Annotated in this window: 24 protein-coding genes; 12 read left to right on the top strand and 12 right to left on the bottom strand. The window is 61.7% G+C overall.

Annotation, left to right across the window (positions count from 1 at the left end):
- Window positions 1–340: 340 nt before the first annotated feature.
- A complete protein-coding gene (locus Q9Q94_RS14960) occupies window positions 341–1,426 on the bottom strand; it encodes an IS110 family transposase (RefSeq protein WP_305980912.1) in 1,086 nt (361 codons plus the stop codon).
- Between the two features lie 155 nt (window positions 1,427–1,581).
- On the opposite strand from Q9Q94_RS14960, the gene Q9Q94_RS14955 reads away from it, so the two are divergent.
- Complete coding sequence (locus Q9Q94_RS14955; RefSeq protein ID WP_305980911.1) at window positions 1,582–2,001, top strand: hypothetical protein; 420 nt, start codon at window positions 1,582–1,584, stop codon at window positions 1,999–2,001.
- A gap of 830 nt (window positions 2,002–2,831) precedes the next feature.
- Here Q9Q94_RS14955 and Q9Q94_RS14950 read toward each other — a convergent pair.
- The 4 genes from Q9Q94_RS14950 to Q9Q94_RS14935 all read right to left on the bottom strand — a co-directional run bounded on the left by Q9Q94_RS14950 (window position 2,832) and on the right by Q9Q94_RS14935 (window position 7,554).
- Entirely contained in the window at window positions 2,832–4,832 is a 2,001-nt protein-coding gene (locus Q9Q94_RS14950) for a hypothetical protein (RefSeq protein WP_305980910.1), read from the bottom strand.
- A gap of 132 nt (window positions 4,833–4,964) precedes the next feature.
- A complete protein-coding gene (locus tag Q9Q94_RS14945; protein ID WP_305980909.1) occupies window positions 4,965–5,780 on the bottom strand; it encodes a DUF6250 domain-containing protein in 816 nt (271 codons plus the stop codon).
- Window positions 5,781–6,001: 221 nt separating this feature from the next.
- The gene (locus Q9Q94_RS14940; protein ID WP_305980908.1) at window positions 6,002–6,298 is read right to left on the bottom strand and encodes a DUF2325 domain-containing protein; all 297 of its coding nucleotides are present in this window, start codon (window positions 6,296–6,298) and stop codon (window positions 6,002–6,004) included.
- 299 nt (window positions 6,299–6,597) lie between these two features.
- Window positions 6,598–7,554, bottom strand: coding sequence for a LysR family transcriptional regulator (locus Q9Q94_RS14935; RefSeq protein WP_305980907.1), 957 nt, complete (start codon window positions 7,552–7,554; stop codon window positions 6,598–6,600).
- Between the two features lie 130 nt (window positions 7,555–7,684).
- On the opposite strand from Q9Q94_RS14935, the gene Q9Q94_RS14930 reads away from it, so the two are divergent.
- The 5 genes from Q9Q94_RS14930 to Q9Q94_RS14910 all read left to right on the top strand — a co-directional run bounded on the left by Q9Q94_RS14930 (window position 7,685) and on the right by Q9Q94_RS14910 (window position 12,583).
- Window positions 7,685–8,833, top strand: a complete 1,149-nt coding sequence (locus tag Q9Q94_RS14930; RefSeq protein WP_305980906.1) for an iron-containing alcohol dehydrogenase — start codon at window positions 7,685–7,687, stop codon at window positions 8,831–8,833.
- 78 nt (window positions 8,834–8,911) lie between these two features.
- Complete coding sequence (locus tag Q9Q94_RS14925) at window positions 8,912–9,322, top strand: cupin domain-containing protein (RefSeq protein WP_305980905.1); 411 nt, start codon at window positions 8,912–8,914, stop codon at window positions 9,320–9,322.
- The gene (locus Q9Q94_RS14920) at window positions 9,319–10,710 is read left to right on the top strand and encodes an MFS transporter (RefSeq protein WP_305980904.1); all 1,392 of its coding nucleotides are present in this window, start codon (window positions 9,319–9,321) and stop codon (window positions 10,708–10,710) included. The genes Q9Q94_RS14925 and Q9Q94_RS14920 overlap by 4 nt, the downstream gene beginning before the upstream one ends.
- 30 nt (window positions 10,711–10,740) lie before the next feature.
- Window positions 10,741–11,409 carry an NAD(P)H-binding protein gene (locus tag Q9Q94_RS14915; RefSeq protein WP_305980903.1) on the top strand — a complete coding sequence of 223 codons (669 nt, stop codon included), beginning with the start codon at window positions 10,741–10,743 and terminating at the stop codon, window positions 11,407–11,409.
- A gap of 1 nt (window position 11,410) precedes the next feature.
- On the top strand, window positions 11,411–12,583 hold the full coding sequence (locus tag Q9Q94_RS14910; RefSeq protein WP_305980902.1) for an MBL fold metallo-hydrolase: 1,173 nt from the start codon (window positions 11,411–11,413) through the stop codon (window positions 12,581–12,583).
- 48 nt (window positions 12,584–12,631) lie between these two features.
- On the opposite strand, the gene Q9Q94_RS14905 is transcribed toward Q9Q94_RS14910, so the two are convergent.
- Entirely contained in the window at window positions 12,632–13,540 is a 909-nt protein-coding gene (locus Q9Q94_RS14905) for a LysR family transcriptional regulator (RefSeq protein WP_305980901.1), read from the bottom strand.
- Between the two features lie 167 nt (window positions 13,541–13,707).
- On the opposite strand from Q9Q94_RS14905, the gene Q9Q94_RS14900 reads away from it, so the two are divergent.
- From Q9Q94_RS14900 to Q9Q94_RS14880, 5 genes are all read left to right on the top strand, one after another.
- Window positions 13,708–14,571: a carboxymuconolactone decarboxylase family protein gene (locus Q9Q94_RS14900; protein WP_305980900.1), complete on the top strand. Its 864-nt coding sequence runs from the start codon at window positions 13,708–13,710 to the stop codon at window positions 14,569–14,571.
- 24 nt (window positions 14,572–14,595) lie between these two features.
- Window positions 14,596–15,651, top strand: a complete 1,056-nt coding sequence (locus Q9Q94_RS14895) for an alpha/beta hydrolase (protein WP_305980899.1) — start codon at window positions 14,596–14,598, stop codon at window positions 15,649–15,651.
- A gap of 53 nt (window positions 15,652–15,704) precedes the next feature.
- A complete protein-coding gene (locus Q9Q94_RS14890) occupies window positions 15,705–16,859 on the top strand; it encodes an aldo/keto reductase (RefSeq protein ID WP_305980898.1) in 1,155 nt (384 codons plus the stop codon).
- A 179-nt stretch (window positions 16,860–17,038) separates the two neighbouring features.
- A complete protein-coding gene (locus tag Q9Q94_RS14885; protein WP_305980897.1) occupies window positions 17,039–18,022 on the top strand; it encodes an alpha/beta fold hydrolase in 984 nt (327 codons plus the stop codon).
- Window positions 18,023–18,049: 27 nt separating this feature from the next.
- Window positions 18,050–19,045, top strand: a complete 996-nt coding sequence (locus Q9Q94_RS14880) for an aldo/keto reductase (RefSeq protein ID WP_305980896.1) — start codon at window positions 18,050–18,052, stop codon at window positions 19,043–19,045.
- 245 nt (window positions 19,046–19,290) lie between these two features.
- On the opposite strand, the gene Q9Q94_RS14875 is transcribed toward Q9Q94_RS14880, so the two are convergent.
- The 3 genes from Q9Q94_RS14875 to Q9Q94_RS14865 are packed head-to-tail and all read right to left on the bottom strand — an operon-like array spanning window position 19,291 to window position 20,799.
- Complete coding sequence (locus tag Q9Q94_RS14875) at window positions 19,291–19,980, bottom strand: 5'-methylthioadenosine/adenosylhomocysteine nucleosidase (RefSeq protein ID WP_305980895.1); 690 nt, start codon at window positions 19,978–19,980, stop codon at window positions 19,291–19,293.
- Window positions 19,981–19,998: 18 nt separating this feature from the next.
- Entirely contained in the window at window positions 19,999–20,535 is a 537-nt protein-coding gene (locus Q9Q94_RS14870; RefSeq protein ID WP_305980894.1) for an adenine phosphoribosyltransferase, read from the bottom strand.
- Between the two features lie 12 nt (window positions 20,536–20,547).
- Window positions 20,548–20,799: a YfhL family 4Fe-4S dicluster ferredoxin gene (locus tag Q9Q94_RS14865; RefSeq protein WP_305980893.1), complete on the bottom strand. Its 252-nt coding sequence runs from the start codon at window positions 20,797–20,799 to the stop codon at window positions 20,548–20,550.
- A gap of 192 nt (window positions 20,800–20,991) precedes the next feature.
- On the opposite strand from Q9Q94_RS14865, the gene Q9Q94_RS14860 reads away from it, so the two are divergent.
- Window positions 20,992–22,248, top strand: a complete 1,257-nt coding sequence (locus Q9Q94_RS14860; protein WP_305980933.1) for an MFS transporter — start codon at window positions 20,992–20,994, stop codon at window positions 22,246–22,248.
- Here the strand turns inward: Q9Q94_RS14860 and Q9Q94_RS14855 are convergent.
- The 3 genes from Q9Q94_RS14855 to Q9Q94_RS14845 form a co-directional block, all read right to left on the bottom strand.
- Window positions 22,218–22,640: an OsmC family protein gene (locus Q9Q94_RS14855; protein ID WP_305980892.1), complete on the bottom strand. Its 423-nt coding sequence runs from the start codon at window positions 22,638–22,640 to the stop codon at window positions 22,218–22,220. The genes Q9Q94_RS14860 and Q9Q94_RS14855 overlap by 31 nt on opposite strands.
- A gap of 72 nt (window positions 22,641–22,712) precedes the next feature.
- Window positions 22,713–24,650 carry a family 2A encapsulin nanocompartment cargo protein cysteine desulfurase gene (locus tag Q9Q94_RS14850; RefSeq protein WP_305980891.1) on the bottom strand — a complete coding sequence of 646 codons (1,938 nt, stop codon included), beginning with the start codon at window positions 24,648–24,650 and terminating at the stop codon, window positions 22,713–22,715.
- Window positions 24,625–25,554 carry a family 2A encapsulin nanocompartment shell protein gene (locus tag Q9Q94_RS14845; RefSeq protein WP_305980890.1) on the bottom strand — a complete coding sequence of 310 codons (930 nt, stop codon included), beginning with the start codon at window positions 25,552–25,554 and terminating at the stop codon, window positions 24,625–24,627. The genes Q9Q94_RS14850 and Q9Q94_RS14845 overlap by 26 nt, the downstream gene beginning before the upstream one ends.
- Window positions 25,555–25,562: the final 8 nt, after the last annotated feature.

The raw sequence follows: 25,562 nt of genomic DNA, 5'->3' as shown, positions 1-25,562 counted from the left end.
CGTGCGAGCTTGTTGGCCAGCGCACAAGCAGCCTTGTTGTGGTTGGTGCGCCCCTGAACAGTCGTGGCCCAGGTTCGTATATGGACTCCCCCGAAAATCAAGGCTGATCGAGGTTTGGTTTTTTCGGGTTAAATCACCTGCAGTCGTATATCCGGCATCTGGAGTGGGTTCATTGTGACCCGTGCCGACATGGAATCTGCCCGCGAAGCGCCAATCAGTACAAGCGGCTGCTGAGGAGCCGGAAGAGTTATCGGCGTCAATTCGCGTGGGTGTGACCCGGTTTGCCATGATGAGCGATCAGTCTCGGCGCAAAGGTGAGAGGGATGAAGCGGTGAAAGGCTCAGGCGGCAATCGCAAAAGCGCTACGCTCAAGCTTGCGGCTCGGTCGTTGGGCTGGCGTACCGTAGCCCGCGTGATCGCGCAGCACGGCATAACAGATGCGTGCGAGCTTGTTGGCCAGCGCACAAGCAGCCTTGTTGTGGTTGGTGCGCCCCTGAACAGTCGTGGCCCAGGTTCGCAAGTCATCGAGCGTTCGCTGCGCGTTGCGAGCGAGTGCGGCAGCGCGCAACACGGCGCGTGCCCCATGGGTGAGCAGCATGCGCAGGTAGCGGTCACCCCGTTTGGAAATGCGCCCCAACTGCCGCGCATTGCCGGACGAGAACTCCTTGGGCGTGAGCCCGAACCAGCTGGCGAAATGTCGGGCATCCTTGAAATGCGACACATCGCCTCCAGTGGCCGCCACCATCGCGGTCGCGGTGAGCAGACCAATGCCAGGTACCGTCATCAACTGCGTGCAGGCGGCGCTGTGGCGGGCAAGCTCGGTCAATTCACGCTCAAGCTGCGCAATGCGCTGCTCGATCAGGCGGATCTCTTCGATGAGCAGCCGCATCGGTTCGCGGATCAAGGCTGCCACCGGCGAACGAGGATCTGCGAGCGTCCTGCTGATGGCTTCAACCCCGGTGCGCGCCCCCTGCGGAACGGCAAGACCGAACTCCCGACAGAAGCCGCGCAATGCGTTGATGCGTGCAGTGCGGGTTCCCATCCAGGCCGAGCGGATGCGGTGCAAACCCTGCAGTGCTTGCTGCTCGACGGTCTTGATGCGCACCGGCGTGATATCCGCGTTGCGGGCCGCCTCCAGCAAGGCTCGCGCATCGGCTTCATCGGTCTTGTTGCGCCGGACGTAGGCACGGATATACGCGGCAGGCAACAGGCGAACCTCAATGCCCTGAGCATTGAGCCAGCGCGCCCAGTGATGCGCCGAACCGCACGCCTCCATGATGACCAGAAAGACTTCGCGATTGGCAAACCAGCGTTCGAATTGGGTGCGGGAAAGACGGTGCGTTTCGATGACGTGTCCGGACGCATCGGCAACAGCCAGCTGGAAGACGCTCTTGGCCAGATCCACTGCAACGGTAGTAGCATTCATGACGGACTCCTCCTTTTGTTGAAGACCGACCCCCATCCCCATGAGCACCGGTTGCGCGTATTTCGCGCCCAAAAGAAGGGGGAGTCCATCCCATCAGTCAAGAAGGACGACCTATCGGCCGCCCCTACCTCTAACGTTATGGGTAGAGGGACCACATGATCTACGTAGAAGAAAAAGACTTTAGTCGGCAGCTTGATCTGATCAGAGCTATTTCGAATGCAGAAAGAAGCTCGTTTTGTGCTTGGCTCTATCCAGAGTCAAAAGCGGAGAACATCGCCGGCTGGCGAGTACAGAAGTCTAACTTGGAGGCTGTCACTACCTACGGTGACAACGTCACGCCAAGCCACACCGAATTGGTGAACTGTAGTGAAGGTGTCATTGTGTCAGTGTCACGGGCTAAAAATGATGTCGTCGCTCACTGCGACAGTCTTGTGCTGTACAAGTTGGGCGCCACGCAATGGTTCACCGCGGTGGTCGGGCACGAAGGCATGTGTTTGGTTAGAGATGACGCCTTGTCCAGTTTACTTCAGCAAGCTGGTTTTAAGGTTTCTAGCGAGCCCAAAAATTGGTGGTAGCGCATAACAAGGCGTTCAACACGGACAGTTTGCAGCAGGGCATTTGCTTCGCAAATTTTACGCGCCGCTGCAAATCGCTCCGCTCTACTGGTTAACTTGGCGTTAGGCTTTACACATGTCCGAAACGAATGCACCACAAAATGGATCCACCTCAAGTCGTATAGGTGTTTGGGTCGCAAGAGTCGGTGCTGTGGTGGCTTCGTCTTTTGCATTCACATACTTAATTCTCGTCGTTGTACGGGGCGTCGTTTCTGGAGGCATTCACACAGCTAGCCGGTACAGCAGCGAATCAATCAGTATGCAGGCGGAGCCTGTGGCGTTCTGGGTCACGATGTTCTACCACCTTGCAATATTGCTATTGATTTCATACTTCGCGTATTTGTGCTTTGTCGGTGGGGGCTGGTTAAAGAAATCAAAGAGCGTTGATGCGATTGTTGAAAAAACCGGTTCGAAGCTTCCTGACCCAAGGTGGCCACTTCCCGCATGGGTGTCGCTAGCCGTTCTTTGCGGGTTATTCGTTTTCCTGCTAGCTATGTGCGCGAAAGGTTCAGCCCATTGAGCCGCCGTTTTTCGTCTAACAATTTCGTCGAGAGGGACGTCCGCTCCCGCATAAGCTGAGCACCCGATTCGGGTCGTGTAGCCCCGATCCAGACACGGTGCTCTTCAGGCGCCCTGCCCGCACAGGCAGGCGCAGAGCGGCTCTCAGGCATGCCGCCACATCAGTCCCGACACCTCGTGTCCGGAAGCAGAAAAACCGGCGCACCGGAGTTCTCCTCCTATGCGCCGGCATCATTGCTTCACAAGCCTTAGTTCTGGGACGGAACCTGCGCTTAGCGCAGCGTGCGGATGTTTGGCTTGGGCGGCTCGTTCATGTCATACCCGAGGTAGTAGTCGACCAGCAGCGACTGTGCGTAGCCGCGCACGGTGAAACCGAGCCGGTATTCCGGGTCGTGTGCCAGCGTGTAGAGGCGCTTGCGGGTCGGCAGGTTCGTACTGAACAGACGCAGAGCGGTGCGATCACTGGTTTCGAGGAGGATTTCCTCGCGCCAGTCGCCCAACACATCACCATAGAACGGCGGTGCGCCACGCCAGGACAGGATGACCCCGGCCGGATCAAAAAGGTGCTGCACGGTTTCGCTTGCGGGATCCCACTTGCCGACGTAAGCCGCGCCCTGCTGCACTCCATCAAGCAACTCGGAGCCTTCGTCGCCGTCCCACCAGATGCGGAAGTTCGCGCCCGGTACGTTGGTCGTCAGGCGCTCGCCCTTGACGTTGTACATGCCCGAGGACGGCAGCGTGGGGTCAGACAGGCTGGTCCAGAATTCATAGCCGGGATGACGCGGATCGATGTCGGCCGCCGTGCCGCGTGCCACATCGTAGGCCTTCTCCGCGATGTAGGGCGGGTGCTGGCCGGTAATCAGGCGCGTGCCGGACGAGGCATCGTAGTAATACCAGGGGAAATTGCTCCAGATACCCAGTTCGGACTGCTGGATGCCAAAGCCTTCCAGACCGGGGCGTAAAGGGTCGAACTCGCCAATCTGTAAGCGATCGCCGTGGCCCGCCTTGTCGACGACATAGCGCAGCGTGCCATCACTGTTGAGCGCGTAATTACCGCCGATGAACTCATCCTTGCCATCGCCATCCAGATCCACCACGCGGATCTGGTGAAAACGCTCGGGTATCGTCGTCACGGTCTTCTCGTTGTCGGCGAACCACTTCCAGCGATTCGTCAGGCTCTTGCCATCAAAATCCCATGCCGCAACCATGAAATGAAAGATCCCCTTCTTGGCCGGCAGCCCGCGGGTGGTGAGTTGCGTCACCAGACTCGGATGAATCCCGTCCAGATAGGCGATGCCGAACTGACCACCTGCCGGGCCATGCTCCACCAGATCAGTAAGGGGCAAACGTGTTACTTCGGCACCTGTCGCACCCTTGATGACTGAGATGAACTGATTGGCCACATTGTCCGAGACGATAGAGCGCCCGTCGGCAAAAGTGACACCGGTTGCCGTCCGCACCAGGACTTCAGCCTTGCCGTCGCCATCCAGATCGAACACCGTGACCATGTCGTCGTTACGGTAGCCGGCGATATTGCCGAAGCCGCTGATCGACGCGGGCGGTGAATCGTTCAGGCCGATGCCCGGCGCCTGGGCGTAGGAGTTCGGGCCCATGTCGACGCGCCACAGAAAACTGCCGTCGAGCTTGTAGGCCTCCAGCAGGCACGGCTGCGCGGATTTGTCGTTATAGGGCAGTCTGGCGATGACGAATTCGTATTGTCCGTCCCCGTCCAGGTCTGCCGGCCAGGCATGCTGAACGTAGTAGTCGCTGGCAACTCCGCTCGGCGCGGTTTTGAGCGGAATTTCCAGATAGCCGTTCGTGAGCGCCAGTGCCGGCTTGCTTCTGGCAAGGTATTTCGTTCCATCGACGATGGCACGCACGGAGTAAGTGCCTGTGCCAGCGGAGTCGTCCTGAAAGCTGGTGGCATCGGTGATCGGTGCACTGTTGAGTCTGGTTTCGCCCTTGTAAACATCGAATGCGATCTTCGAACCGTATTCGGTGCCGAACAGGCGCCAGGAGAGAAACCAGCCCTTGCCGGACTGGACGGCGATCAGGCCACGATCCAGTTTTTCGACATACCGGGCGCTGCTGCTCTGATAGAGCGTGGCGCCGTGCTCGGACTCGTTGACCAGGTCGTAACTGAGCGTGGGTTCGGGCGTAACGCTGGCGGTTTCGCTGCTGTTGCCGGAGCTTGCCCCGCCACCGCATGCCGCGAGCAGTGCGGCAAGGGCCGAAACGCCGAACAGTTGTGTAAGTTTTCTGAATTCAGTCATTGCTTGATTCCGTGAAGATGCGCGAGCGGATACCGCCCCGCGTGAAGGGGGAACCGGAAAAAGGGGGGGACATTGCCGGGCGCGACGCCCGGCAAAACGACGGCTTCCGGGCAGGAAGCCGCCTTGCCGGATTTACAACCTGACGACCGAGAAGTCGCGCAATTGCCAATGGCTGGTCGTGGTACGGAACGCGAACCAGCCTTCCTTGTAGGCCGCCGCATCGGTGTAGCTGAAAATCAGCACATCATTGGCATACCACTTGAGGGTCAGCGGATCATCCGCCGTGGCCGTACGCGAAACGATGCGCACCTTCACCGGCGTATTGGCCGTCAGACTGGTTGCCGGGGTCATCGCTCCGGCCTTGTCATCCGCCGTAGCCGAACCGGCCACTGCATAGCCCGTGATCTGCGGACGCGTTGCCGTGCCATCGTTGCGACGCAGGCGCGTGGTCTTGTTGCCATTGGCACCAAAGCCGACGTAATACAGATACAGCGGGTTGTACGAATTGAGTGCAGCGTCAAACGTCAGTTTTGTCGGGTCAGGCTCGGTGCCGGTCGGCTGCGTGGCGTTCCAGAACACATTCAGGTCCGAGATCCGATCCGTGAAGCCGCTGACTGAAATCGGCACTGGCGTCGCGGTGAAACGGATCTCGTAGTCGCCGGAGAATTTCTGCTTGAACCACAGCGTGGCGCCGGAAGGCTGAACGATGTCGAGCACGCCATTGGCCGCGCTGACCGTTCCCGTGGCGTCCTGCTGTTCGATCTTCCAGTTGCCAGTGCCCTGCGTAAAGCTGTCCGAGGCCAGAACAACAGGTTGCGGGCTGCTTGTCGCCGAGTCGTTACTGGTTTCGCCAGCATCTCCACCGCCACCGCAGGCGACCAGAAAAGTGCTGGCGAGAACGGCAATGCTGATTCCGAAAATGCGTGATCGTGCTGCAAGGTGCTGCATGGTATTTCCTTGTTTATCCAGTGAGGGGAAGACACGCCCGCGAAGAAGCGTTCAAGCATGTTTCACCATCTGGCATGCGTTTTGAACTAATGCATCCTGCTAAGGAAATTCATCTTCAGACAATAAGAATATCCGTGACTCCAACGCAGCAGACTCAGCCCCTGAGCATGCACAGCTCGACGCTTCGGACACGTCGAATCCACGACGCATATCCAGGAGCGTCACGCCAACTGCATACCGGCCAGCTTCTCGCGGATTTCCGTCAGGGAGTGACGTGCGTAAAGCAGCGGCACATCCTGGCGTTTGGCTTGCTCACGCACATTGCGCAGCAGCTTGTGGTTGATGCGGTCGCAGATCACCACGATCAGGCCGGTATTGCCGGGAATCTTGCGCCGCTCATCGCCGACCTTGCGCCCCGTCCAGTGCTCGGTGCTGCTGAGCCCCGGGAAATGAGGGCTCTGTGTCAGTTCATGCTTGATCGGATCAACGTGATCCGCGCCAACGATCAGTGCTTTCATGCTGCCTCCCTGCAAGAGATAGCCGCTCTGGACGGCTGATGAGAGGCAGCTTAGTGGGTTATGGGAGCACGCCTAACCATGTTGTTCTTATTCGCTTATACCCTTGCGCCCTTTATGCAAATCAGCCCGCGCGCCACCCGAATGCACTCGGAAAACGCCTCTCCTGTCGCCTGGAGAGGCGCATGCGGCGGACCTCTTCACAAAGCCTGTTCTGGAAGGCTTGTGCGACGGACCTCTGCGCCATACCACGCTGAAGAAGCCCGCCAGAAGCGGCTCTTCAGGTGGCGACTTGTTATCGTTCAGATGCGGCCCTGCTTGCTTGCGCTGGCGGCCAGCTCTGCGGCGCTCAGCACGAAATCACTGCTATCGGTGAGCCGGTCGACCGCCAGATCAATGAAGCGCCGCACCCGTGCCGGCACCGCCGCGCGGCTGCCGTAGTAGACGTAGAGACTGAAGTTGTCCGCCACGTGTTCGATCAGCAAGGGCACCAGACGTCCGGAACGAATGAGTGCCGCGGCGCTGGGCGCGGCGAGCTGGCCGATCACTTCGCCGGCCAGCACGGTGCGCAACTCGAAGGCTTCATCATTGGTGCAGAACGCCGGATTTATGGGCTGGTCCTGAATGCTGTCGCCAATCTTCACGCTCCACGGTACGACGCGCCCGTCGCTGCGGCGAAAAGCGCTGCAACGATGGGTTGCCAGCTCGAACAGCGTGTGCGGCACGCCGTATTTGCGCAGATAGCTCGGTGCGGCACAGATGATCAGCTGCATCGGAAACAGGCGCCGGGCAATCAGCCCTTCCTGCGGCGCATGCCCCAGCCTGAAGCCCACGTCGACGCGCTCCTCGACCCAGTTGCCGATGCGGTCGTCGAACTGCAGATCGGGCTGCACCTCGGGATACAGGCGCAGGTATTCATCCAGCAGCGGGCCGACGACGGATGGCAGGACGGTGCGCGGCCCGCTGATACGCAGCGGCCCGGCGAAATCTTCCCGCGTCTGGCGCACCGACAGCAGTGCCTGCTGCAGCCCCTGCAGCGAAGGCTTGGCGGCATCCAGAAAACGCTGGCCTTCCTCGGTGAGCGCCATGCTGCGCGTCGTACGGTGAAACAGGCGCACGCCCAGATATTCCTCCAGTTGCCCGAGTGCCTTGCTCGCCGCCTGCGGCGAGATCTGCTGGGCGGCCGCGGCCTTGCTCAGACTGCCCAGTTCAACGGTGCGAATGAAGGTGGTGATGGAGCGCAGCTCATTGATCGACATCTTGAGTCCAGATCGTTTATTTACATCATATGGTTGTAAATCATTCAATCCATATCTGTCTAGTTTGATGTTTGTCTGGCCTCTAAAGTTCAGCCCATCAATTCCCTACCCCACTTCTCTGGAGACACAGATGGACAACTTCACTTTCTTCAACCCGACCACCATTGATTTCGGCACCGACAAGGAACAGCAGATCGGCCAGCACTTGGCCGCGCATGGCATCAAGAAGGTGCTGCTGACCTATGGCAGCGAGCGCATCAAACGCGAAGGCCTGTTCGCCACGGTGACGCAGAGCCTCGCCGCGCAAGGCATCGAGTTCGTCGAATGCGGCGGCATCGTCAGCAATCCGGTGATTTCCAAGGTGCGCGAGGCGATCGCGCTGGCCCGCACCCATCAGGTGGCGGCCGTCCTCGCGGTGGGTGGCGGTTCGGTACTCGACAGTTCCAAAACCATTGCGGCTGGCGTGCTGCATGAGGGCGACGTGTGGGAGCTTTTCAGCCGCGCAGCCACCATCAAGGCTGCGCTGCCGATCTTCAGCGTGCTGACACTCGCCGCCACCGGCAGCGAGATGAACAATGGCGCGGTGGTGACCAACGAGGAAACGAAGGAGAAGTTCGCCATCGGTTCGGTGCACACCTTCCCCAAGGTGTCGATCGTCAATCCGGCACTGATGCAGACCGTGTCGCGCGATTACCTCGTGTATTCCGCTGCCGACATCATCGCTCACTCGATCGAGGGTTACTTCACGGCCAAAGTACAGCCGCGCTTCCAGTCCCGCCTGGTCGAAGCCGTGATCAACACGGTGATCGAAACGACCGAGACCCTGCTCGCTGATCCGGCGGATTACGACGCCCGCGCCCAGTTTGCCTGGGCCTCCACGCAGGCACTCAACGGCCTGACCTATGCTGGCACGGCAGGCTTCAGCTATCCCAACCACATGATCGAGCACTCGCTCTCCGCGCTCTTCAACGTGCCGCACGGCGCGGGCCTGTCGGTGATCATGCCGGCCTGGATGAAGTGGTATCACAGCCGTAACCCGCAGCAGTTCCAGCGCTTCGCCACGGAAATCTTCGGCCTCGACACGGCGGAGCAAGGCATCGCCGCGCTGGAGAAATGGTTCGACAAGATCGGTACACCGACCCGCCTGTCGCAACTGGGGATCACCGAGGCGGACCTGCCGGCGACGATCGAAAACGTGCTGGGCAATGCCAAGTGGTTCGGCATCGCCGAGATCTACACCCGCGATGTGGTGAGCACCATTCTCAAAAACGCCCTGTAAGCCTCCCCAGCATCAGACGGTCAGCTCAAGCGACCGTCTGACTTACTCAGCCATGAGCCGGATCGAAAGGAAATCCTCATGCACATCACACGTAGCGGATCACAAGCCTCCACGAAGGGCCCGGCCGACTATTTCACCGGCGCGGTTCGCGTCGATTATCTGTTCCTGCCGCAGGAGCCTGCCCGTACATCCGGCGCCGCGGTGACTTTCGAGCCCGGAGCACGCACGGCCTGGCATGCCCATCCGTTTGGTCAGACCCTGATCGTCACCGCAGGCTGTGGTCGGGTGCAGCTATGGGGCGGACCGATTCAGGAAATCCACCCGGGTGACGTGGTGTCGATCGCACCGGGCGAGAAGCACTGGCATGGCGCAAGTACCACGACAGCGATGACCCATATTGCAATTCAGGAACAGCTCGATGGCTGCGCCGCCGACTGGCAGGAACAGGTCAGCGATGTGCAGTATCTGGCCGGGCGAGCCAAAGAATGAAGCGCGTCACTCACCCGGGCATGGTGCTGGCCATCATCATGGCCAGCTACCTGATGATCGTGATCGACATCTCGATCGTGCTCACCGGCCTGCCGCGCATCCAGAGCTCGCTGGGCTTCACGCCGGCGACATTGTCGTGGGTGCAGAACGCCTACACCCTGGCCTTCGGCGGCTTCCTGCTGCTGGGCGCACGGGCGGGTGACATCCTCGGCCGCCGGCGCATGTTCATTGCCGGTCTGGCGATCTTCACGCTGGCCTCGCTGGCCATCGGTGCCGCGACTTCACCGGTCTGGATGCTGAGCTTCCGCGCCGTGCAGGGCTTCGGCGCAGCCGTGCTGGCGCCCTCGACGCTGGCGCTGATTTCGGTCTACTTTGCCGAAGGCCACGAGCGCACCCGGGCCCTCTCCTGGTATGCCGCAGCCGCAGGCATGGGCGCCACGGTGGGGCTGGTGCTGGGCGGCCTGCTGGCCGACCTGATTTCCTGGCGTGCCGGCTTCTTCATCAACCTGCCGATCGGCCTGATGTTGATTCTGGGGAGTCTTCGCTACATCGAAGAAACGCCGCGCCATGCCGGCCAGTTCGATCTGGCTGGCGCCATCAGCTCCACGCTGGGCATGAGCGCGCTGGTCTTCGGCATCGTCGAGGCCGCTGAAGTCGGCTGGCATTCGCCCTGGTCGCACTACACCATCCTTGCTGGAGTACTGCTGCTGAGCTTCTTCCTGTGGGAGCAAAGCCGGGCCAGCCAGCCGGTGCTGCCGCTGCGCCTGTTTGCCGACCGCAGCCGCAACGCGGCCTACGCGGCACGCCTGCTGTTTCTGGGCGGCATGGTCGGCTTCTGGTTCTTCACCGCGCAATACCTGCAGCGCGTGCTCGGCTTTAGCCCAATGCTGGCGGGGCTGGCGTTTGTGCCGGTGACAATTCCGCAGCTGATCTCCTCCATGTCGGTGCCGCGCGTCATGCGCCGCTTCGGGCCGCGTCGGGTGCTGCTCAGCGGGCTGGTGCTGTGTGTGGCGGGCTTGCTCTGGCAGGGGCTGGCCGCGCCGCAACTCTCCTATCTCGCCGGGCTGGTGCTGCCTATGATCCTGATCGGTCTGGGCCAGGGCTGGGTGCTGGCGCCGCTGACCATGGCCGGCGTGGCTGGCGTGGAAAGCCGGGATGCCGGTGCCGCTTCGGGCCTCGTGAACGTGGCCCACCAGTTCGGCGGTTCCTTGGGGCTGGCGGTGCTGGTGGTGGTCTTCACCGCGGGCGGCCAGATCAGTCACGACGCGGCCGATCTGGCCCAACGCACCGGGCACACACTGGAAGTCAGTGCGCTGCTGCTCTTTCTGACACTGATGATCTCGGCACGTTACCTCTTTACGCACGCCCCTGAGCGTCAGCAAGCATGATTGCCCGCGTCACCTGAAATGGAACACAACATGACAAATCCAAACCCTCCCCACGCACGGCGTGTCGCCATCGCAGGCGCCTCCGGTCTGGTCGGGCAACACCTCCTGCAAGCGCTGCTGGCGGACGAGACGGTGAGCGAAGTGCATGCTCTTGGCCGGCGTGATCTGGCCATCCGGCACCCGAATCTCGTGGTGCATCAGGTCGATTTCAAAACGCTGCCACCCCTTCCGCCGGTGGACGAAGTCTACCTGGCACTCGGCACCACGATCCGGGATGCGGGCAGCCAGGCCGCTTTCCACGCGGTGGATTTCGAGGCGAATCTGGCCGTTGCACACGCTGCCCTGGCGGCTGGCGCGAAACGCATCGCCCTCGTCAGCGCTGCTGGCGCAAATGCCCGCTCCCGCATGTTCTACAACCGAGTGAAAGGCGAGCTTGAAGAAGCGCTGGCTGCACTCGAGACCGATGCGCTGTTGATTGCCCGCCCTTCGCTGCTACTGGGTGATCGCGCAGCTTTGGGGCAGAAGTCTCGCCTGGCCGAGAAAGTGACTGCTGCGCTCTTCAGACTGCTCGGGCGCGCGATCCCGCTCGGCCTGCGCCCGGTCGAGGCACTGCACGTTGCCCAGGTGCTGATTTCAGGCCTGCCCACCGCGCGAGGCAGATCCGTACTGAGCTCCGCGCAGATCCAGACGGATGCCTGAGATGCCGCACGTCCGCCTCAAGCCTCGCTGGCTGCTCCTGCCTTTACTACTTGGAACAAGCATCATGGCCTACTCGTCGATCTTTGAAGCCGCACCGGACATTCAGCGCGAGCGGCCTAGCGCCAGCCACTACGCCAACGGCCAGTTCCACAATCTCACCCAGGAGCGGGGCCTGAATTTCGCCGACAGCCTGAAGGGAACCTGGCGATATCTGACCGGAAAATCGCCCGATGCGAGCCCCGGCGCTGCACTTGAAGTTCTGCCCCTGAGTCCCGCTGATCTGCAGCAGGCACCGGACCAGAGCCTGTGGCGCCTGGGGCATTCCACCGTCCTGCTCAAGCTGGAGGGGAAATTCTGGCTGACAGACCCGGTCTTCGCCGAGCGTGCCTCGCCTTTCTCCTTTGCCGGGCCGAAGCGCTTTCACACCACCCCTATCGCCCGCGATGATCTGCCACCCATCGAAGCCGTCATCCTCTCGCACGACCACTACGACCATCTTGACCGGGAAAGCATCCTCTCCATCGCAGACAAGGTGGGCATGTTTGTCACTCCGCTAGGCGTCGGCGAGCGCCTGATCGGCTGGGGAATTCCGGCCACAAAGATCCAACGGCTCGACTGGTGGGAGGAAACACAGGTCGGTGCCTTACGCCTGATCGCCACCCCCGCGCAGCATTTCTCCGGCCGCAGCCTGACTGACCGCAACAGCACCCTGTGGGCCTCCTGGGTGCTGATCGCGCCGCAAAGCCGCGTATTTTTCAGCGGCGACAGCGGCTACTTCGACGGTTTCCGGGAGATCGGCGAAAGATTCGGCCCTTTCGATCTCACGCTGATTGAAAACGGGGCCTACAACGAAGCTTGGGCCGACGTGCACATGCAGCCCGAGCAGAGCATTCAGGCGCACATTGACTTGAAGGGCAAGCGGCTGGTGCCGATTCACAACGGAACCTTTGATCTCGCCCTGCACGCCTGGACCGAGCCACTGGAACGCATCACTGCACTGGCCGAACAAGGCGGCGTTGCCCTGAGCACGCCACGATTCGGCGAACGGCTGGATATCCACACCGGCAACAGCACGCATGCATGGTGGCGCCAGCAGCCGGAGGACAAAGCTGCGCAAGTTCAGCCGCGCCCCCGGAACCCGAAGCTGGCACTGATCGCACCTTCCGCGTCCTGAAGTCCTGAAGCTACCTTACCGACGGATGCGCAGCGCCTGTCTGCCAGATCACCCCGCGACCGATTTACCCGCCCACTCCCGTACGGCCTGAGTAAACAGTCGGAGCGCAGCAGGCGGATGGCGATTGGCGGGGTAATACAGACTCAGACCGGGCAGCGTCGGGCTCCATTCGGGCAGCAGGTGAATCAGGCGACCGGCCGCGACATGCTCGGTCACCAGATATTCCGGCACCCAGGCGACGCCGATGCCAGCCAGCGCCGCATCGGTCATCAGATTGGTATTGCCCAGGGTCATCGGTCCTTCGACGTCGAGTGTCGTGCTGACTGCGCCGCGCGCCAGATCCCAGTGATACAGCGCACCGCTGGAAAAGCGAAAGCGCAGACAGCGATGCCGCTTGAGGTCTTCCGGCGTGCGCGGCAATTCGTGCTGCGCAAGATAAGCGGGGGACGCCACCGCGACGAACCTCCAGTCGGGCCCGAACTTGACGGCAATCATGTCGCGCGGAACGTCCTGAAACACGCGAATGCCGGCATCAAAACCATCGGCCACGATATCCACGAAGCGGGTGTCGACGACGAACTCCACATGAATGTCGGGGTAGGCCGCCAGAAAAGCCGGCAGCACATCCCTGATCAAGATTCGTGCCCCTGCCTCCGCGCTGCTGATCCGGATCGAACCGGAAGGACGGTCGCGCGCTGAAGCCATCTCGTTGACCGCGTCCTGAATGTCTCCCAGTGCGGGCGCCACGCGGCGCAGGAACTGCTCGCCCGCCTCGGTCAGCGCCACCGAGCGGGTGGTGCGGTTGAAGAGGCGCGTATTGAGGCTCTCTTCGAGATTTTTCACCGTGTGGCTGAGTGCCGAGGGCGACACGCCCAAGATCCGCGCGGCCGCGCGAAAGCTGCGCTGCTCGGCGATGGTGATGAAGGCGGTAAGTTCAGAAAGGCCGGCGCGCAGCATAGTTGAGCAATATTGAACAAGTCGTGCAACTTTACATCCATTGTTGATTTGTGTGCAGCAACCTAGGATCAATCCACGCCCTTGCCTCCCACCGCACCCTGAGGATCAGGAGCTGAAGAGGGGATTGCAGCAAGGATTACTTTGGCTTGATGCCGCGAGGAGATGAAATGGATTCGAAGTTATTGCCGCGTTTGCTGGCTTCCGCGCTGATGGGCGTGCTGGCCTTGCCGGCCAGTGCGGCTGAAGCACCGGCGAAAGCCACTGCGCTGTCGGTGCCGGTCACGGCCGAGGCTCAGCGCCCGGGCAGCATCGGCCCGGCCGAGCGCTTTACCGGCAAGGTCTCTGTCGCCCCGCTGTTTGCGGCCGAGGGCTCCTCCCGTGCGTCGGCGGCCCACGTTACGTTTGAGCCCGCGGCTCGCACCGCCTGGCATTCGCACCCGGTCGGACAACATCTGCATGTGATTCGCGGCGCGGGTTATGTGCAGTTCTGGGGCGGCGAGCGCCGCAAGATCACTCAGGGCGATGTGGTGTGGATTCCGCCTGGGCAGAAACACTGGCATGGCGCCACACAGGAAGCCAGCATGACGCATCTGTCCGTGCAGGAGCATGAGGCCGGGAAAACCGCTGACTGGATGGAAAAGGTCAGCGATGCGCAGTACGGCATTGCACCCGCTCCCGCCCCCACAACTCCGGCTGCGCCACAGGTCTCCCGAGCCCAGCAGCTGATGGGCGCCACTGCGCCGAAGCTCGCCGAACTCACCGATCAGGTGCTGTATGCAGACATCTGGGAGCGCCCGGAATTATCCAAGCGCGACCGCAGCCTGATTACCGTCAGCGCGCTGCTGGCGATGAATCGCCCGGACCAGTTGAAGTCTCATCTTGCACTCGCTCAGCTGAACGGCGTGAGCCGCACCGAGTTGTCCGAGCTGATTACGCATCTGGCTTTCTATGCCGGCTGGCCAAGCGCCGTCTCGGCCACCGCGGTGGCCAAGGAAGTCTTCCAGAACACGCCGGCGCCCGCCGCGCGCTAGGTTTTTACATTTCGGAGCATTCACATGTACCTCAATCTACTCAATGCCAGCATCGTGGCCGCTGTCGTCAGTGCATCGTCGGGCGCAGTTATCGCTGCCGACTACAAACAGAATCCCTTCACGCTGGCCTATGACGGAGCAATCTCCGCCAACGTGCCCGGCAAGGTGAATATTCACCCCGTAAGCTACAAGCTCAACGGCCTCACGATTGCGGCCAACGTCTATACGCCAGCGAACTACGATCCCGCAAAAAAATACCCCACCCTGGTCGTCGCACATCCCAATGGTGGAGTGAAGGAACAGGTCGCCGGCTTGTATGCCCAGCGTATGGCTGAGCGTGGCTACATCACCATCGCCGCAGATGCTGCCTACCAGGGCGCCAGTGGTGGCGAGCCACGCAGTGTGGATAAACCGTCCCATCGCATTGAAGACATCCACGGCATGGCTGACTTCATCAGTCAGTACGCTGGCGCCGATAGCGCACGTCTGGGCCTGCTGGGTTTGTGTGGTGGTGGCGGCTATTCGCTGGCGGCGGCGCAAACCGACAAACGCTTCAAGTCCATTGCCACGCTGAGCATGTTCAATTCGGGTCGGGTGCGCCGCAATGGCTACGTGGATTCAGCCCTGAACACGATCCAGACCCGTCTACAGCAGGCCTCGGCTGCACGCGCTCAGGAGGCGGCCGGCGGCCCCGTCCTGTACTCGGGCGACGCCAATCTGAGCGACGAGCAGATCGCCAAATTGCCGTTTGATCTGTATCGCCAAGGGTATGAGTACTACTGGAAAACGCACGCCCATCCGAACTCGACCTTCAAGTACACCACCAGCAGCTTGCTCGACTTGATGCGCTGGGATGCCACCAGCCAGGTCGGGCTGATCGACAAGCCCCTGCTGCTGATTGCCGGCAGCAAGGCCGACAGCCTATATATGAGTGAGGACGCTTTCGCCAAGGCCACCGGCACGCAAGACAAAGAGCTGTTCAAGATCGAAGGCGCCACTCACATCGAAACCTACTGGGTGCCGAAATACGTGGATCAGGCAGTAAATAAGCTCGGGCAGTTTTACGGCAGGACGCTCTGAAGCGCTCACGGACACTCATCAACGATGCGTGGTATGAAACAAAGGGATAAAAAATGAACACACCTGAATTTGATGGCACACGCCGCAACTTCCTCGGCACATCGGTGGCCGTCGCTTCTGGCGCAGCCCTGGCTAGCGCCGGGCTTGCAACGAACGCACAGGCGAAAACCCGCAGTACGCCGGCCTCGGCCGCTCAGCCCGGCGCGCGGCGCAAGCTCGGCAAGCTGGAAGTCTCCAGCATCGGCCTCGGCGTGCAGAACATGGCTCGCACCTATCAGACAACCGTCCCCGCTTGGCCCGAGATGATCGACATCATCCGCAAGGCCTATGAAAACGGCGTCACCTTCTTCGACACGGCCGAGGCCTATGGCCCGCTTGAGTGCGAGCGGATTCTCGGCGAAGCGATTGCGCCGTTCCGCAACAAGGTGGTGATTACCAGCAAATTCGGCTGGAATATCGACCCGCAGACCGGCGAGCGCCGCCCGGGCCTCATCAGCCGTCCGGACCACGTCAAGCGCGCCGTCGACGGTATGCTCAAACGCCTGCGCACGGACCGCATCGACCTGCTCTACCAGCATCGGGTCGATCCCGCTGTGCCGATCGAAGACGTGGCCGGCGCGATCAAGGATTTGATGGCCCAAGGCAAGGTACTGCACTGGGGCTTGTCCGAAATGGGCCTGCAGACCTTGCGCCGCGCCCACGCCGAACTGCCGGTCACGGCGGTGCAGAGCGAATACTCAATGCTTTGGCGCGGGCCGGAAAAGGAAGTCCTGCCTCTGTGTCAGGAACTGGGCATCGGCTTCGTGCCATGGAGTCCGCTCGGGGTGGGATTCCTTACCGGCGCGATTGACGAACGTACCAGCTTTGCCGACGGTGATTTCCGCAAGACCGAAACCCGCTTCTCGTCCGAAACCCGGGCCAACAACATGGCGCTGGTGCGCCTCGTGAAGGGCTGGGCAGAGCGCAAGAACACGACACCTGCGCGGATTGCGCTGGCCTGGCTGCTGGCGCAGAAGCCCTGGATCGTGCCCATCCCCGGCACGACACAGATGGCTCACATGCTCGACAACATCGGCGCCAGCGAAATCGCCTTCAGCGCCGCCGAGCTTGCCGCGCTGAATGCAGAACTAGCCAGCATCACAATCCAGGGCGAGCGCCTGCCGCAAGCGGTGCTTGCCTTCAGCGGGGTCGAAGCCCCCTTGAAGTAAGGCCCTGTGACTTCAGCCGCTCGCCTGACTATTTTCAGCCTTGAGCCGGCCATCAATAGCAAAGGAACAAGATGAACATCCAATACAACAGTGCTCGAGTGCTCATCACACTCGCATTCGCCACGATCATCGCGTCGCCGCTGGCCCTCGCGGGCCCGATCAAATCGGCAAAGCCCCTCATGATTCAAGAGCAGGGCAGTTTTGCAGTAGGAGGTACGGTCATCCAGAGCACGGGCGTTTTTGATACCACCAACCTCTCTTCGGGTGGACAGACGCTGCACGGCGATCACGCCCGTGTTTTCTATCAGGTCCCGGTAAAGGCCAGGAAGCTGCCCCTGGTGATGTGGCATGGCTTCGGCCAGTTTTCCAAGACCTGGGAAACAACTGCGGACGGTCGTGAGGGTTATCAGAACATCTTCCTTCGGCGACAGTTCGCCACCTATCTGATTGACCAGCCACGGCGTGGTGCCGCCGGACGCGGCACGCAGGGTGGAAGCGTCAGCGCTGTACCAGACGAGCAACGCTGGTTCAACACTTTTCGGGTCGGCGTGTGGCCGGACTATTTCCCCGGCGTGCAGTTCTCCCGCTCCAAAGACGCACTGGATCAGTATTTCCGCGCCATGACGCCGGATACCGGCCCGATTGATGTGCAGGTGACCAGTGATGCCGTCTCGGCTTTGTTCGACAAGATCGGCCCGGGCGTTCTGGTCACTCACTCGCACAGCGGGGGCATGGGCTGGCTCGCAGCCATGAAGAATCCGCAGATCCGCGCCATCGTTTCCTACGAGCCCGGAAGCGGCTTTGTGTTTCCGCAGAACGAGCTTCCCCCTGCCATGGCGAGCTCAGCCGGCGCTCTGGAAGCCGTTGCAATCCCTCCGGCGGAGTTCCTCAAACTCACCAAGATTCCCATTGTCATCTACTACGGGGACTTCATTCCGACAGAGCCCAGCGCCAACCCCGGCCAGGATGGCTGGCGAGTACGGCTCGCAATGGCGCGTTTGTGGGCGGACGCCATCAATCGCCATGGCGGTAATGCCTCAGTCGTGCACTTGCCGGAGATCGGCATCAAGGGCAATACCCATTTTCCGTTCTCCGACCTGAACAACCTGCAGATTGCCGATCTGATGTCGGATTTCCTGCACAAGCACCAGCTGGACCGCTGAGTTCATATCCGCATCAGGAGCATGCACATGAAATACCGCACACTTGGCAACGGTCTGGAAGTCTCGGCAATCGGTCTCGGTTGCATGAGCATGACCGGCAACATCTATGGTTCAGCAGCAGACAAGCAGGACATGATCCGCCTGCTGCGCGCTGCATATGAACGCGGCGTGACGCTGTTCGACACTGCCGAAGCCTATGGCCCCTTCATCAACGAAGAACTGCTCGGCGAGGCCCTTGCGCCGATCCGGGATCAGGTCGTCATCGCCACCAAGTTCGGTTTCGACATCGACCCGGTGACGGGGCAGCGCGGCGCTGGCACCAACAGCCAACCGGCGCACATCAAGGCAGCGGTTGAAGTCAGTCTGAAGCGCCTGCGCACCGATCATATCGATCTTCTCTACCAGCACCGCGTCGATCCCGCTGTGCCGATCGAAGACGTCGCCGGTGCCGTGAAGGATCTGGTGCTCGCGGGCAAGGTGCGCCATTTCGGCCTCTCGGAAGCTGGCGTGGCCACGATCCGTCGCGCCCACGCAGTGCTGCCGCTCACTGCCGTACAGAACGAGTATTCGATGTTCTGGCGCGGGCCCGAGCTGGAACTGTTGCCCGTCCTCGAAGAGCTGGGCATCGGTTTCGTACCCTTCAGCCCACTGGGCGCGGGTTTCCTGACCGGCAGGATCGACGCCAGCACCCAGTTCGAGGAGGGCGACTTCCGCAATTTCGTGCCGCGCTTCTCAGCCGAAGCCCGCCAGGCCAATCTTGCTTTGGTGGATGTGCTCAAGTCCATCGCTGCCGACAAAGGAGCAACGCCCGCGCAGATCGCCCTGGCCTGGCTGCTCGCGCAAAAACCCTGGATAGCGCCGATCCCCGGCACCACCAAACTGCATCGCCTTGAGGAGAATCTGGGCGCGGTGGCCGTCGAACTCGGAGCCGACGATCTCACGCGCATTCACACCCGGCTGGCGGGAATTGAGATTCAGGGAGAGCGCCTGCCGGACACCCTCCTGAAGATGACGGGGCTGTAATCCTTCATCAGAGCAGGCGGTAGCGCCCCCGGGTGAGCAAGTCAGGCCCACACGCCCTGATTCGATGCTGGCCTGCGCTGCAAAAAGCCCGCGCGGGCTTTTTTATTTTCAATACCGCGAAGAGCCGCTACTGGCGGACTTCTTCAGCCTGCTCTTCCATACAGGCGCATCTGACGACACTCTGCAGCACAGCAGGCTGAAGAGCGCCGCCAGTAGCAGCATTCAGGGCATCACCTCGACCAGACCTACATTCCCGCCAGCAGATGGCGGACCAGCGCCAGACTGTTCTGGCTGGCACGCGGCAGGATCTCTTCGAAGTTGCTGACGGCATCCTCGTCGGCCATGTCGGAGATGGTGCGGGCCACGAGGTAGGGAATGGCGTTGAGCGAGCACACCAGCGCTACGGCGGCGCCTTCCATCTCCACGGCGTCGCCGGCCAGCTCTTGATGCAGGTAGGCGTGGCTGCTCATTTCGCGGTGCGTGATGAACTGATCACCGGTGCAGATGCGGCCCAGATGGACTTTGCCCTCCGGCGGCTGATATTGAGTCGCGCGGGCCAGCAAGGCCGGGTCCGGCGTCAGGAAGCGGATCTCGGTGAAAGGGATCTGCCCGCGCGGCAGCCCCAGCACCACACTTTCCAGATCGTGCTGCACCAGATCACGGCCGAGCACGGTGTCACCAATGCGGATGTCGGTCTTGAGGCTGCCGGCGAGACCGGTGAACAGCAGCGCACGCGGCGCGGCCTTGTCGATGAAATGCTGGGTGCGCATGGCGGCCATGGCCTTGCCCACGCCCGTCTTGCTGACCAGCACGCGGTGGCCGTCGATGAGTCCGCGATGTTCCTCGATGCCTTGCCAGACCGAGGTCTCGCGCTGCTCCATCACCGACAGGAACTCAGCGATCTCGCTGTCCATGGCGCCCAGAATGACGATCAATTTCTACTCCTCAAAAAATCAATGCCCGGCAAAATCACACGCCGCGTAAACGTTGATGCCCGCCGCCCGGATCAGGCTGGAGCCGCCGAGCTCGGGCAGATCCACGATGGCTGCGGCCTCGACAATTTCAGCGCCCAATCTGCGGATCAGGCGCGCTGCGGCGAGCATGGTACCGCCAGTTGCCACCAGATCGTCGACCAGCAGCACACGGTCGCCCGGACAACAGGCGTCGGCATGGATTTCAACGCAGGCCGTGCCGTACTCCAGCGCGTAATCTTCGGACACGGTGGCAAAAGGCAGCTTGCCCTTCTTGCGTACCGGGATGAAGCCGACACCCATCTCGTACGCCAGCGCCGCGCCAAGGATGAAGCCGCGCGCATCGATGCCTGCCACGTAGTCGGGTGGCCGGGTGCGATAACGTTCAGCAAGTAATCCAATCAACAGGCGGAAGGCCTTGGGGTCCTGCAGCAAAGGAGTGATATCGCGGAAGCAGATACCCGCCTGCGGCCAGTCCGGCACGGTGCGGATGGCCTTTCTGATGATATGTGTCGGCATGATCCATCCGGCTCAACCAAAGCTGGCGATAAGCTGATGCTTCTGCAGCAATGTCCCGGTACTTTCGCGGTGGTCCGGATCTTCGATCACGCAGTCGCTCGGGCAGTTTTCCACGCACTGTGGCGCGTCGAAATGCCCGACACACTCCGTGCACAACACCGGATCGATGAGCGACGCGCCCTCAGCCTGGCTGATCGCACCATTGGGGCACAGGCTCTGGCAGACATCACAATTGATGCAATCCTCGGTGACCAGCAAGGCCATGCGGTTTTCCTTTCGCGGAGGTGGCACCGAATGGCGCCGTGAAAGCCGACCACCTTAAAAGAAGGGTCTTTCGGTGCGAACGAAATTCTTGTGCCTTGCTTATCACATCATCTGATATGCATGCTGGTCATCGCCGCTTGTCTGTCACAGCGCGACCTGCGAGGCTGCTGCTCCGTCAAGTTTTCCATCGTCATGACCGGCACTCCTCACCCGAACCACTGGATCAGGCTCGCCCTGGCCGCCGCCGCAGTACTCGCCGTCACCTTGGGCACGCGCTTGTCGCTCGGGCTGTTCGTCTCGCCACTGAATACCGCCACCGGCCTGGGCATCGCCAGCATCAGCCTGGCAATGGCCGTGAACCAGTTCGTGTGGGGCGCGATCCAGCCAGTTGCCGGCGCGGTGGCTGACCGCTATGGTCCGGGCCGCGTACTGGTGGCCGCACTGATTCTGCAGGCTGTCGGCTTGCTGCTGACGCCGCTGATGCACTCGACGCCGGGCCTGAGTCTGGTGCTCGGCGTCTTGATGGCCGCCGGCACCGGTTCCGGTGCTTTCTCGGTGCTGATCGGAGCGATTGCCCAGCGCCTGCCGCCGCAACACCGTGGCATGAGCGCCGGCATCATCAACGCGGGCGGCAGCGTCGGCCAGTTCCTCTTTGCGCCGCTGGTGCAAGGCTTGATCCTGTTCAGTGGCTGGGTCGGTGCCTTGTGCGGGCTTGCCTTCATCACGCTGTGCGCCCTGCCCCTGGCCCGCATCCTGAAGAGGCCCGCCAGCATTACCTCTGCGCGCATGCATGCTGCAGAGCAAGGCGGGGAGCGGCTCTCCAGCGTGCTCCGCACGGCATTGCGGGATCGCAGTTACCTGCTGCTGCATGCGGGCTTTTTTACCTGCGGCTTCCACATTGCCTTTCTCGTCACCCATCTGCCCGGCGAAGTAAGTCTGTGCGTGCTGCCCGCTGGCGTGGCGAGCGGCTCGCTGGCGGTGATCGGCCTCTTCAACATCCTCGGCAGCCTCACCGCCGGCTGGCTGGTGCAGCACTTGCGCAGCAAACTGATTCTGGTCTGGCTGTATGGCGCACGCGCCGCGATGGTCCTGCTCTTTCTCGCCAGCCCGCGCACATCCGCCAGCTTCTACCTCTTCGCCGCCGGCCTCGGCGCCACCTGGCTCGCCACCGTGCCGCCCACCGCTGGTGTGGTCAGCAAACTCTTCGGCAATCGCTATCTGTCGACACTCTTCGGCCTGACCCTGCTCTCACACCAGATCGGCGGCTTTCTCGGTGCCTGGCTGGGTGGCCTGGCACTGGCACGCTGGAACAGCCTGACGCCGATGTGGTGGGCCGACATGGGCCTGGCCGCGTTCGCCGCACTGGTGAACCTGCCCATCCGCGAACCGGAGATCGGGCGAGTCGAAAACATCTCCGCTCAGACCGCGTTGACGACCTCGAAGTCGTGAACGAGCTGTGCGGTCTTGCACAGCATGTTCGCCGCTGAGCTGTACTTTCCGGCAGACAGCGCGATCGCACGCGCCACGGCGTCTGGCTCAATGTCACGCCCGCTCACCGTGTAGTGATAATGGATGCGTGTGAATACTTTGGGCTCGCTTCCTGCTCGCTCGGCATCAAGACGAATCTTGCATCCCTCTACCGCATAGCCCTCACGCCTGAGAAGCACAACGATGTCGTAAGCAGTGCAGCCGCCAGCGCCGGCCAGAATCATTTCCATCGGTCGGGGAAACTGGTTTTTCCCTCCCAGCTCGCCTGCCCCGCCTTCCATGCGGACTTCGTGACCACTGCCGGTTGAGGCAATAAAACGGGCCTCCCCGGCCCAGCTGACGGTGCATTCCATATTCGGACTCTCTCAAATGAAAAAGCCGGCAGCGGTTTCCCGGCTGCCGGCTTGCGATTGCTTACAACACACTCAACGACGCGAAGTCGCCAGCTGATACACCACGCGCACCATGCGATCGACCTCTTCGCAGGTGTTGTAGAAAGCCAGCGAGGGCCGCACGGTCTGCTCGACACCGAAGCGCCGCAGAATCGGCTGGGCGCAATGGTGGCCGGTACGCACCGCAATGCCTTCGCGGTTCAGTGCTTCGCCCACTTCCTGCGTGGTGAAGCCCTTGAGCACGAAGGACGCAACACTGGCTTTCTCGGCCGCCGTGCCGATCAGGCGGATACCCGGAATCGTCAGCAAGCCTTGCGTGGCATAAGCCAGCAGATCGTGCTCGTAGCTCCCGATATTCTCGATGCCGATGCGATCCACATAATCCAGCGCCGCGCCGAGGCCTACCGCATCCGCGATGTTGCCGGTGCCGGCTTCGAAGCGGTTGGGCGGCGGCTGATAGATCGTGCGCTCAAACGTGACGTCCGCGATCATGTTGCCCCCACCCTGCCAGGGCGGCATGTTTTCGAGGATGTCGCGTTTGCCGTAGACCACGCCGATGCCGGTCGGGCCGAAGATCTTGTGGCCCGAGAAGACGAAGAAGTCGGCATCCAGCTGCTGCACATTCACCCGCATGTGCGACACGGATTGCGCGCCGTCGACCAGCGCCTTGGCACCCACGCTGTGTGCGAGGGCGACAATATCCTTGATCGGCGTGACGGTGCCGAGCGCGTTGGAGACTTGCGTCACCGCGACGATCCTGGTCTTGTCGTTGAGCAACTTGCGATACTCGTCGAGCAGGATCTGCCCCGTGTCATCCACCGGTATCACACGCAGCTTCGCACCCTTGGCAGCAGCCAGCTGCTGCCAGGGAACGATGTTGGCATGGTGCTCCAGATTGGAGACGATGATCTCGTCCCCCTCGCCGATGTTCTGCGCGCCCCAGGTCTTGGCAACCAGATTGATCGCTTCGGTGGCGCCGCGCACGAAGATGATTTCCTCCGTGGAGCTGGCACCGATGAAGCGTTTGACCTTGTTGCGCGCCCCCTCGTAGGCATCCGTCGCCCGCGCAGCCAGTTCATGCGCCGCACGGTGAATATTGGAATTCTCGTGGGCGTAGAAGTAAGCCAGACGGTCGATCACGGCCTGCGGCTTGTGGGTGGTGGCAGCGTTGTCGAACCAGACCAGCTGCTTGCCATTAACGCGTTCCTGCAGGATCGGAAAGTCGCGGCGCACGGCGTTCACATCGAAAGGCGGACGTGCGCCGGCTTGCGACGCCGGAGCACGACCATTCTCGTTACGAGTCAGATCCGTGAAGTAGAACCACTGATCCTTCTTCGCAGGTTCGGCAGTCGGAGCAGCAGCGGTTGGCGGCACACCACCGAGCAACGCACACAACTCGTCCTCACCGGGCAAACCGAAAGAACGGGCTGTCACGCGATCTTCACGCGGCACATCGACTTCGTCGGCAACCGGATACGCGCTCGTTTCACCGAGGAAGTAATACGGTGAGCTGGGCGGCGTTGCTGGCGCTTGCACGGGGGCTTGCGGCAGATCGATGCTGGGCAGCGAGGCCGCATAGGCTTCGGGCACGCCCTGCGCCGGAGAACGGCTCGATACGCCAGCAGAATCCACCGCCTTTTCAGGCAGCCCGGTCTGTGTCTGGGCAACCGGAGCGAGCGCAGGGGCTCGCGCACCAAGTGCCAACACCGGCTCGGATGGCTGAGGCGGCGTAGCGAGCTGCGACGGGCCACCCAGATGGCTCAGCCCGAGGGGCAAACCATTAGTGGCACCACCTGGGAGCGCTGTCGTCGGCAAGGCGGAAAAGAATTCGCCCGCCAGCTTTGCCAGGCTTGCCACATCCGGCAGGCCCGAGGGAGGCCCCTCGGGAAGGCCAGCCGGCGGCGTCAGCCCCGTCACACCACCCAAGCTGCCTGCGCCTGCAGGATTACTTGTAGGTGTCTGGGTAGTCATGGAACTTGCCGATCTCCACATCATCAAGCACGGCCAGCGCGTCGTCGGTCAGCACAGCCAGCGAGCAGTACAGCGAAATCAGGTAGGACGCGATGGCGTTGCGGTTGATGCCCATGAAGCGCACAGACAGACCCGGGCTTTGTTCGCCCGCCAGACCCGGCTGGAACAGGCCAACCACGCCCTGGCGCTTCTCGCCCACGCGGATCAGCAAAATCTTGGTCTTGCCATCGGCCACCGGCACCTTGTCCGACGGGATCAGCGGGATGCCGCGCCAGGTCAGGAACTGCGAGCCGAAGAGCGACACTGTGGGGGGCGGCACGCCACGGCGCGTGCACTCACGGCCGAAGGCGGCAATCGCCAGCGGGTGAGTCAGGAAGAAGGCCGGCTCTTTCCACACCTTGGTGAGCAGCTCGTCCAGATCGTCCGGCGTCGGTGCGCCTGTCAGCGGATAGATGATCTGATCCGGATGCACGCTCGCAAGCAGGCCGTAGTCCGGATTGTTGATGAGTTCGGACTCCTGACGCTCCTTGATCGTTTCGATCGTCAGGCGCAGTTGTTCCTTGATCTGGTCATGCGGGCTGCTGTAGAGATCGGACACGCGGGTCTGCACGTCCAGCACGGTGCTGACTGCATTGAGGAAGTACTCGCGCGGGGCTTCTTCGTAATCAACGAAGGTGTTCGGCAGTTCGCCGAAGCCTTCGCGCTGAGTGCAGGTTACCTGCACATCCAGCGGATTCTTGACCTTGTTCAGGCGGTAGATACCAGCCTCGACGGGTTGCCACTGCAGCAGATGGGTCAGCCAGCGCGGCGTGATGATGGAAAGCTGCGGGACAGTCTTGGTGGCATTCGCAAGCTGGCGTGCGGCGTTATCGCCAAGCGCTTGCTGGACTTCATTTGCGGCCATTCATGGCT

The organism is Uliginosibacterium sp. 31-16 (assembly GCF_030730865.1).
GTDB lineage: Bacteria > Pseudomonadota > Gammaproteobacteria > Burkholderiales > Rhodocyclaceae > Uliginosibacterium.
This window is presented reverse-complemented; position numbering and strand designations above follow the sequence as displayed.

What these genes read in the sequence shown, in the direction of transcription:
- Q9Q94_RS14885 (WP_305980897.1), top strand. Translation starts at nt 17,039, where the DNA reads ATGATTCAAGAGCAGGGCAGTTTTGCAGTAGGAGGTACGGTCATCCAG.
- Q9Q94_RS14895 (WP_305980899.1), top strand. Translation starts at nt 14,596, where the DNA reads ATGTACCTCAATCTACTCAATGCCAGCATCGTGGCCGCTGTCGTCAGT.
- Q9Q94_RS14930 (WP_305980906.1), top strand. Translation starts at nt 7,685, where the DNA reads ATGGACAACTTCACTTTCTTCAACCCGACCACCATTGATTTCGGCACC.
- Q9Q94_RS14850 (WP_305980891.1), bottom strand. Translation starts at nt 24,650, where the DNA reads ATGACTACCCAGACACCTACAAGTAATCCTGCAGGCGCAGGCAGCTTG.
- Q9Q94_RS14880 (WP_305980896.1), top strand. Translation starts at nt 18,050, where the DNA reads ATGAAATACCGCACACTTGGCAACGGTCTGGAAGTCTCGGCAATCGGT.
- Q9Q94_RS14945 (WP_305980909.1), bottom strand. Translation starts at nt 5,780, where the DNA reads ATGCAGCACCTTGCAGCACGATCACGCATTTTCGGAATCAGCATTGCC.
- Q9Q94_RS14925 (WP_305980905.1), top strand. Translation starts at nt 8,912, where the DNA reads ATGCACATCACACGTAGCGGATCACAAGCCTCCACGAAGGGCCCGGCC.
- Q9Q94_RS14890 (WP_305980898.1), top strand. Translation starts at nt 15,705, where the DNA reads ATGAACACACCTGAATTTGATGGCACACGCCGCAACTTCCTCGGCACA.
- Q9Q94_RS14855 (WP_305980892.1), bottom strand. Translation starts at nt 22,640, where the DNA reads ATGGAATGCACCGTCAGCTGGGCCGGGGAGGCCCGTTTTATTGCCTCA.
- Q9Q94_RS14915 (WP_305980903.1), top strand. Translation starts at nt 10,741, where the DNA reads ATGACAAATCCAAACCCTCCCCACGCACGGCGTGTCGCCATCGCAGGC.
- Q9Q94_RS14865 (WP_305980893.1), bottom strand. Translation starts at nt 20,799, where the DNA reads ATGGCCTTGCTGGTCACCGAGGATTGCATCAATTGTGATGTCTGCCAG.
- Q9Q94_RS14900 (WP_305980900.1), top strand. Translation starts at nt 13,708, where the DNA reads ATGGATTCGAAGTTATTGCCGCGTTTGCTGGCTTCCGCGCTGATGGGC.
- Q9Q94_RS14845 (WP_305980890.1), bottom strand. Translation starts at nt 25,554, where the DNA reads ATGGCCGCAAATGAAGTCCAGCAAGCGCTTGGCGATAACGCCGCACGC.
- Q9Q94_RS14860 (WP_305980933.1), top strand. Translation starts at nt 20,992, where the DNA reads ATGACCGGCACTCCTCACCCGAACCACTGGATCAGGCTCGCCCTGGCC.
- Q9Q94_RS14910 (WP_305980902.1), top strand. Translation starts at nt 11,411, where the DNA reads ATGCCGCACGTCCGCCTCAAGCCTCGCTGGCTGCTCCTGCCTTTACTA.
- Q9Q94_RS14905 (WP_305980901.1), bottom strand. Translation starts at nt 13,540, where the DNA reads ATGCTGCGCGCCGGCCTTTCTGAACTTACCGCCTTCATCACCATCGCC.
- Q9Q94_RS14870 (WP_305980894.1), bottom strand. Translation starts at nt 20,535, where the DNA reads ATGCCGACACATATCATCAGAAAGGCCATCCGCACCGTGCCGGACTGG.
- Q9Q94_RS14950 (WP_305980910.1), bottom strand. Translation starts at nt 4,832, where the DNA reads ATGACTGAATTCAGAAAACTTACACAACTGTTCGGCGTTTCGGCCCTT.
- Q9Q94_RS14960 (WP_305980912.1), bottom strand. Translation starts at nt 1,426, where the DNA reads ATGAATGCTACTACCGTTGCAGTGGATCTGGCCAAGAGCGTCTTCCAG.
- Q9Q94_RS14935 (WP_305980907.1), bottom strand. Translation starts at nt 7,554, where the DNA reads ATGTCGATCAATGAGCTGCGCTCCATCACCACCTTCATTCGCACCGTT.
- Q9Q94_RS14920 (WP_305980904.1), top strand. Translation starts at nt 9,319, where the DNA reads ATGAAGCGCGTCACTCACCCGGGCATGGTGCTGGCCATCATCATGGCC.
- Q9Q94_RS14940 (WP_305980908.1), bottom strand. Translation starts at nt 6,298, where the DNA reads ATGAAAGCACTGATCGTTGGCGCGGATCACGTTGATCCGATCAAGCAT.
- Q9Q94_RS14955 (WP_305980911.1), top strand. Translation starts at nt 1,582, where the DNA reads ATGATCTACGTAGAAGAAAAAGACTTTAGTCGGCAGCTTGATCTGATC.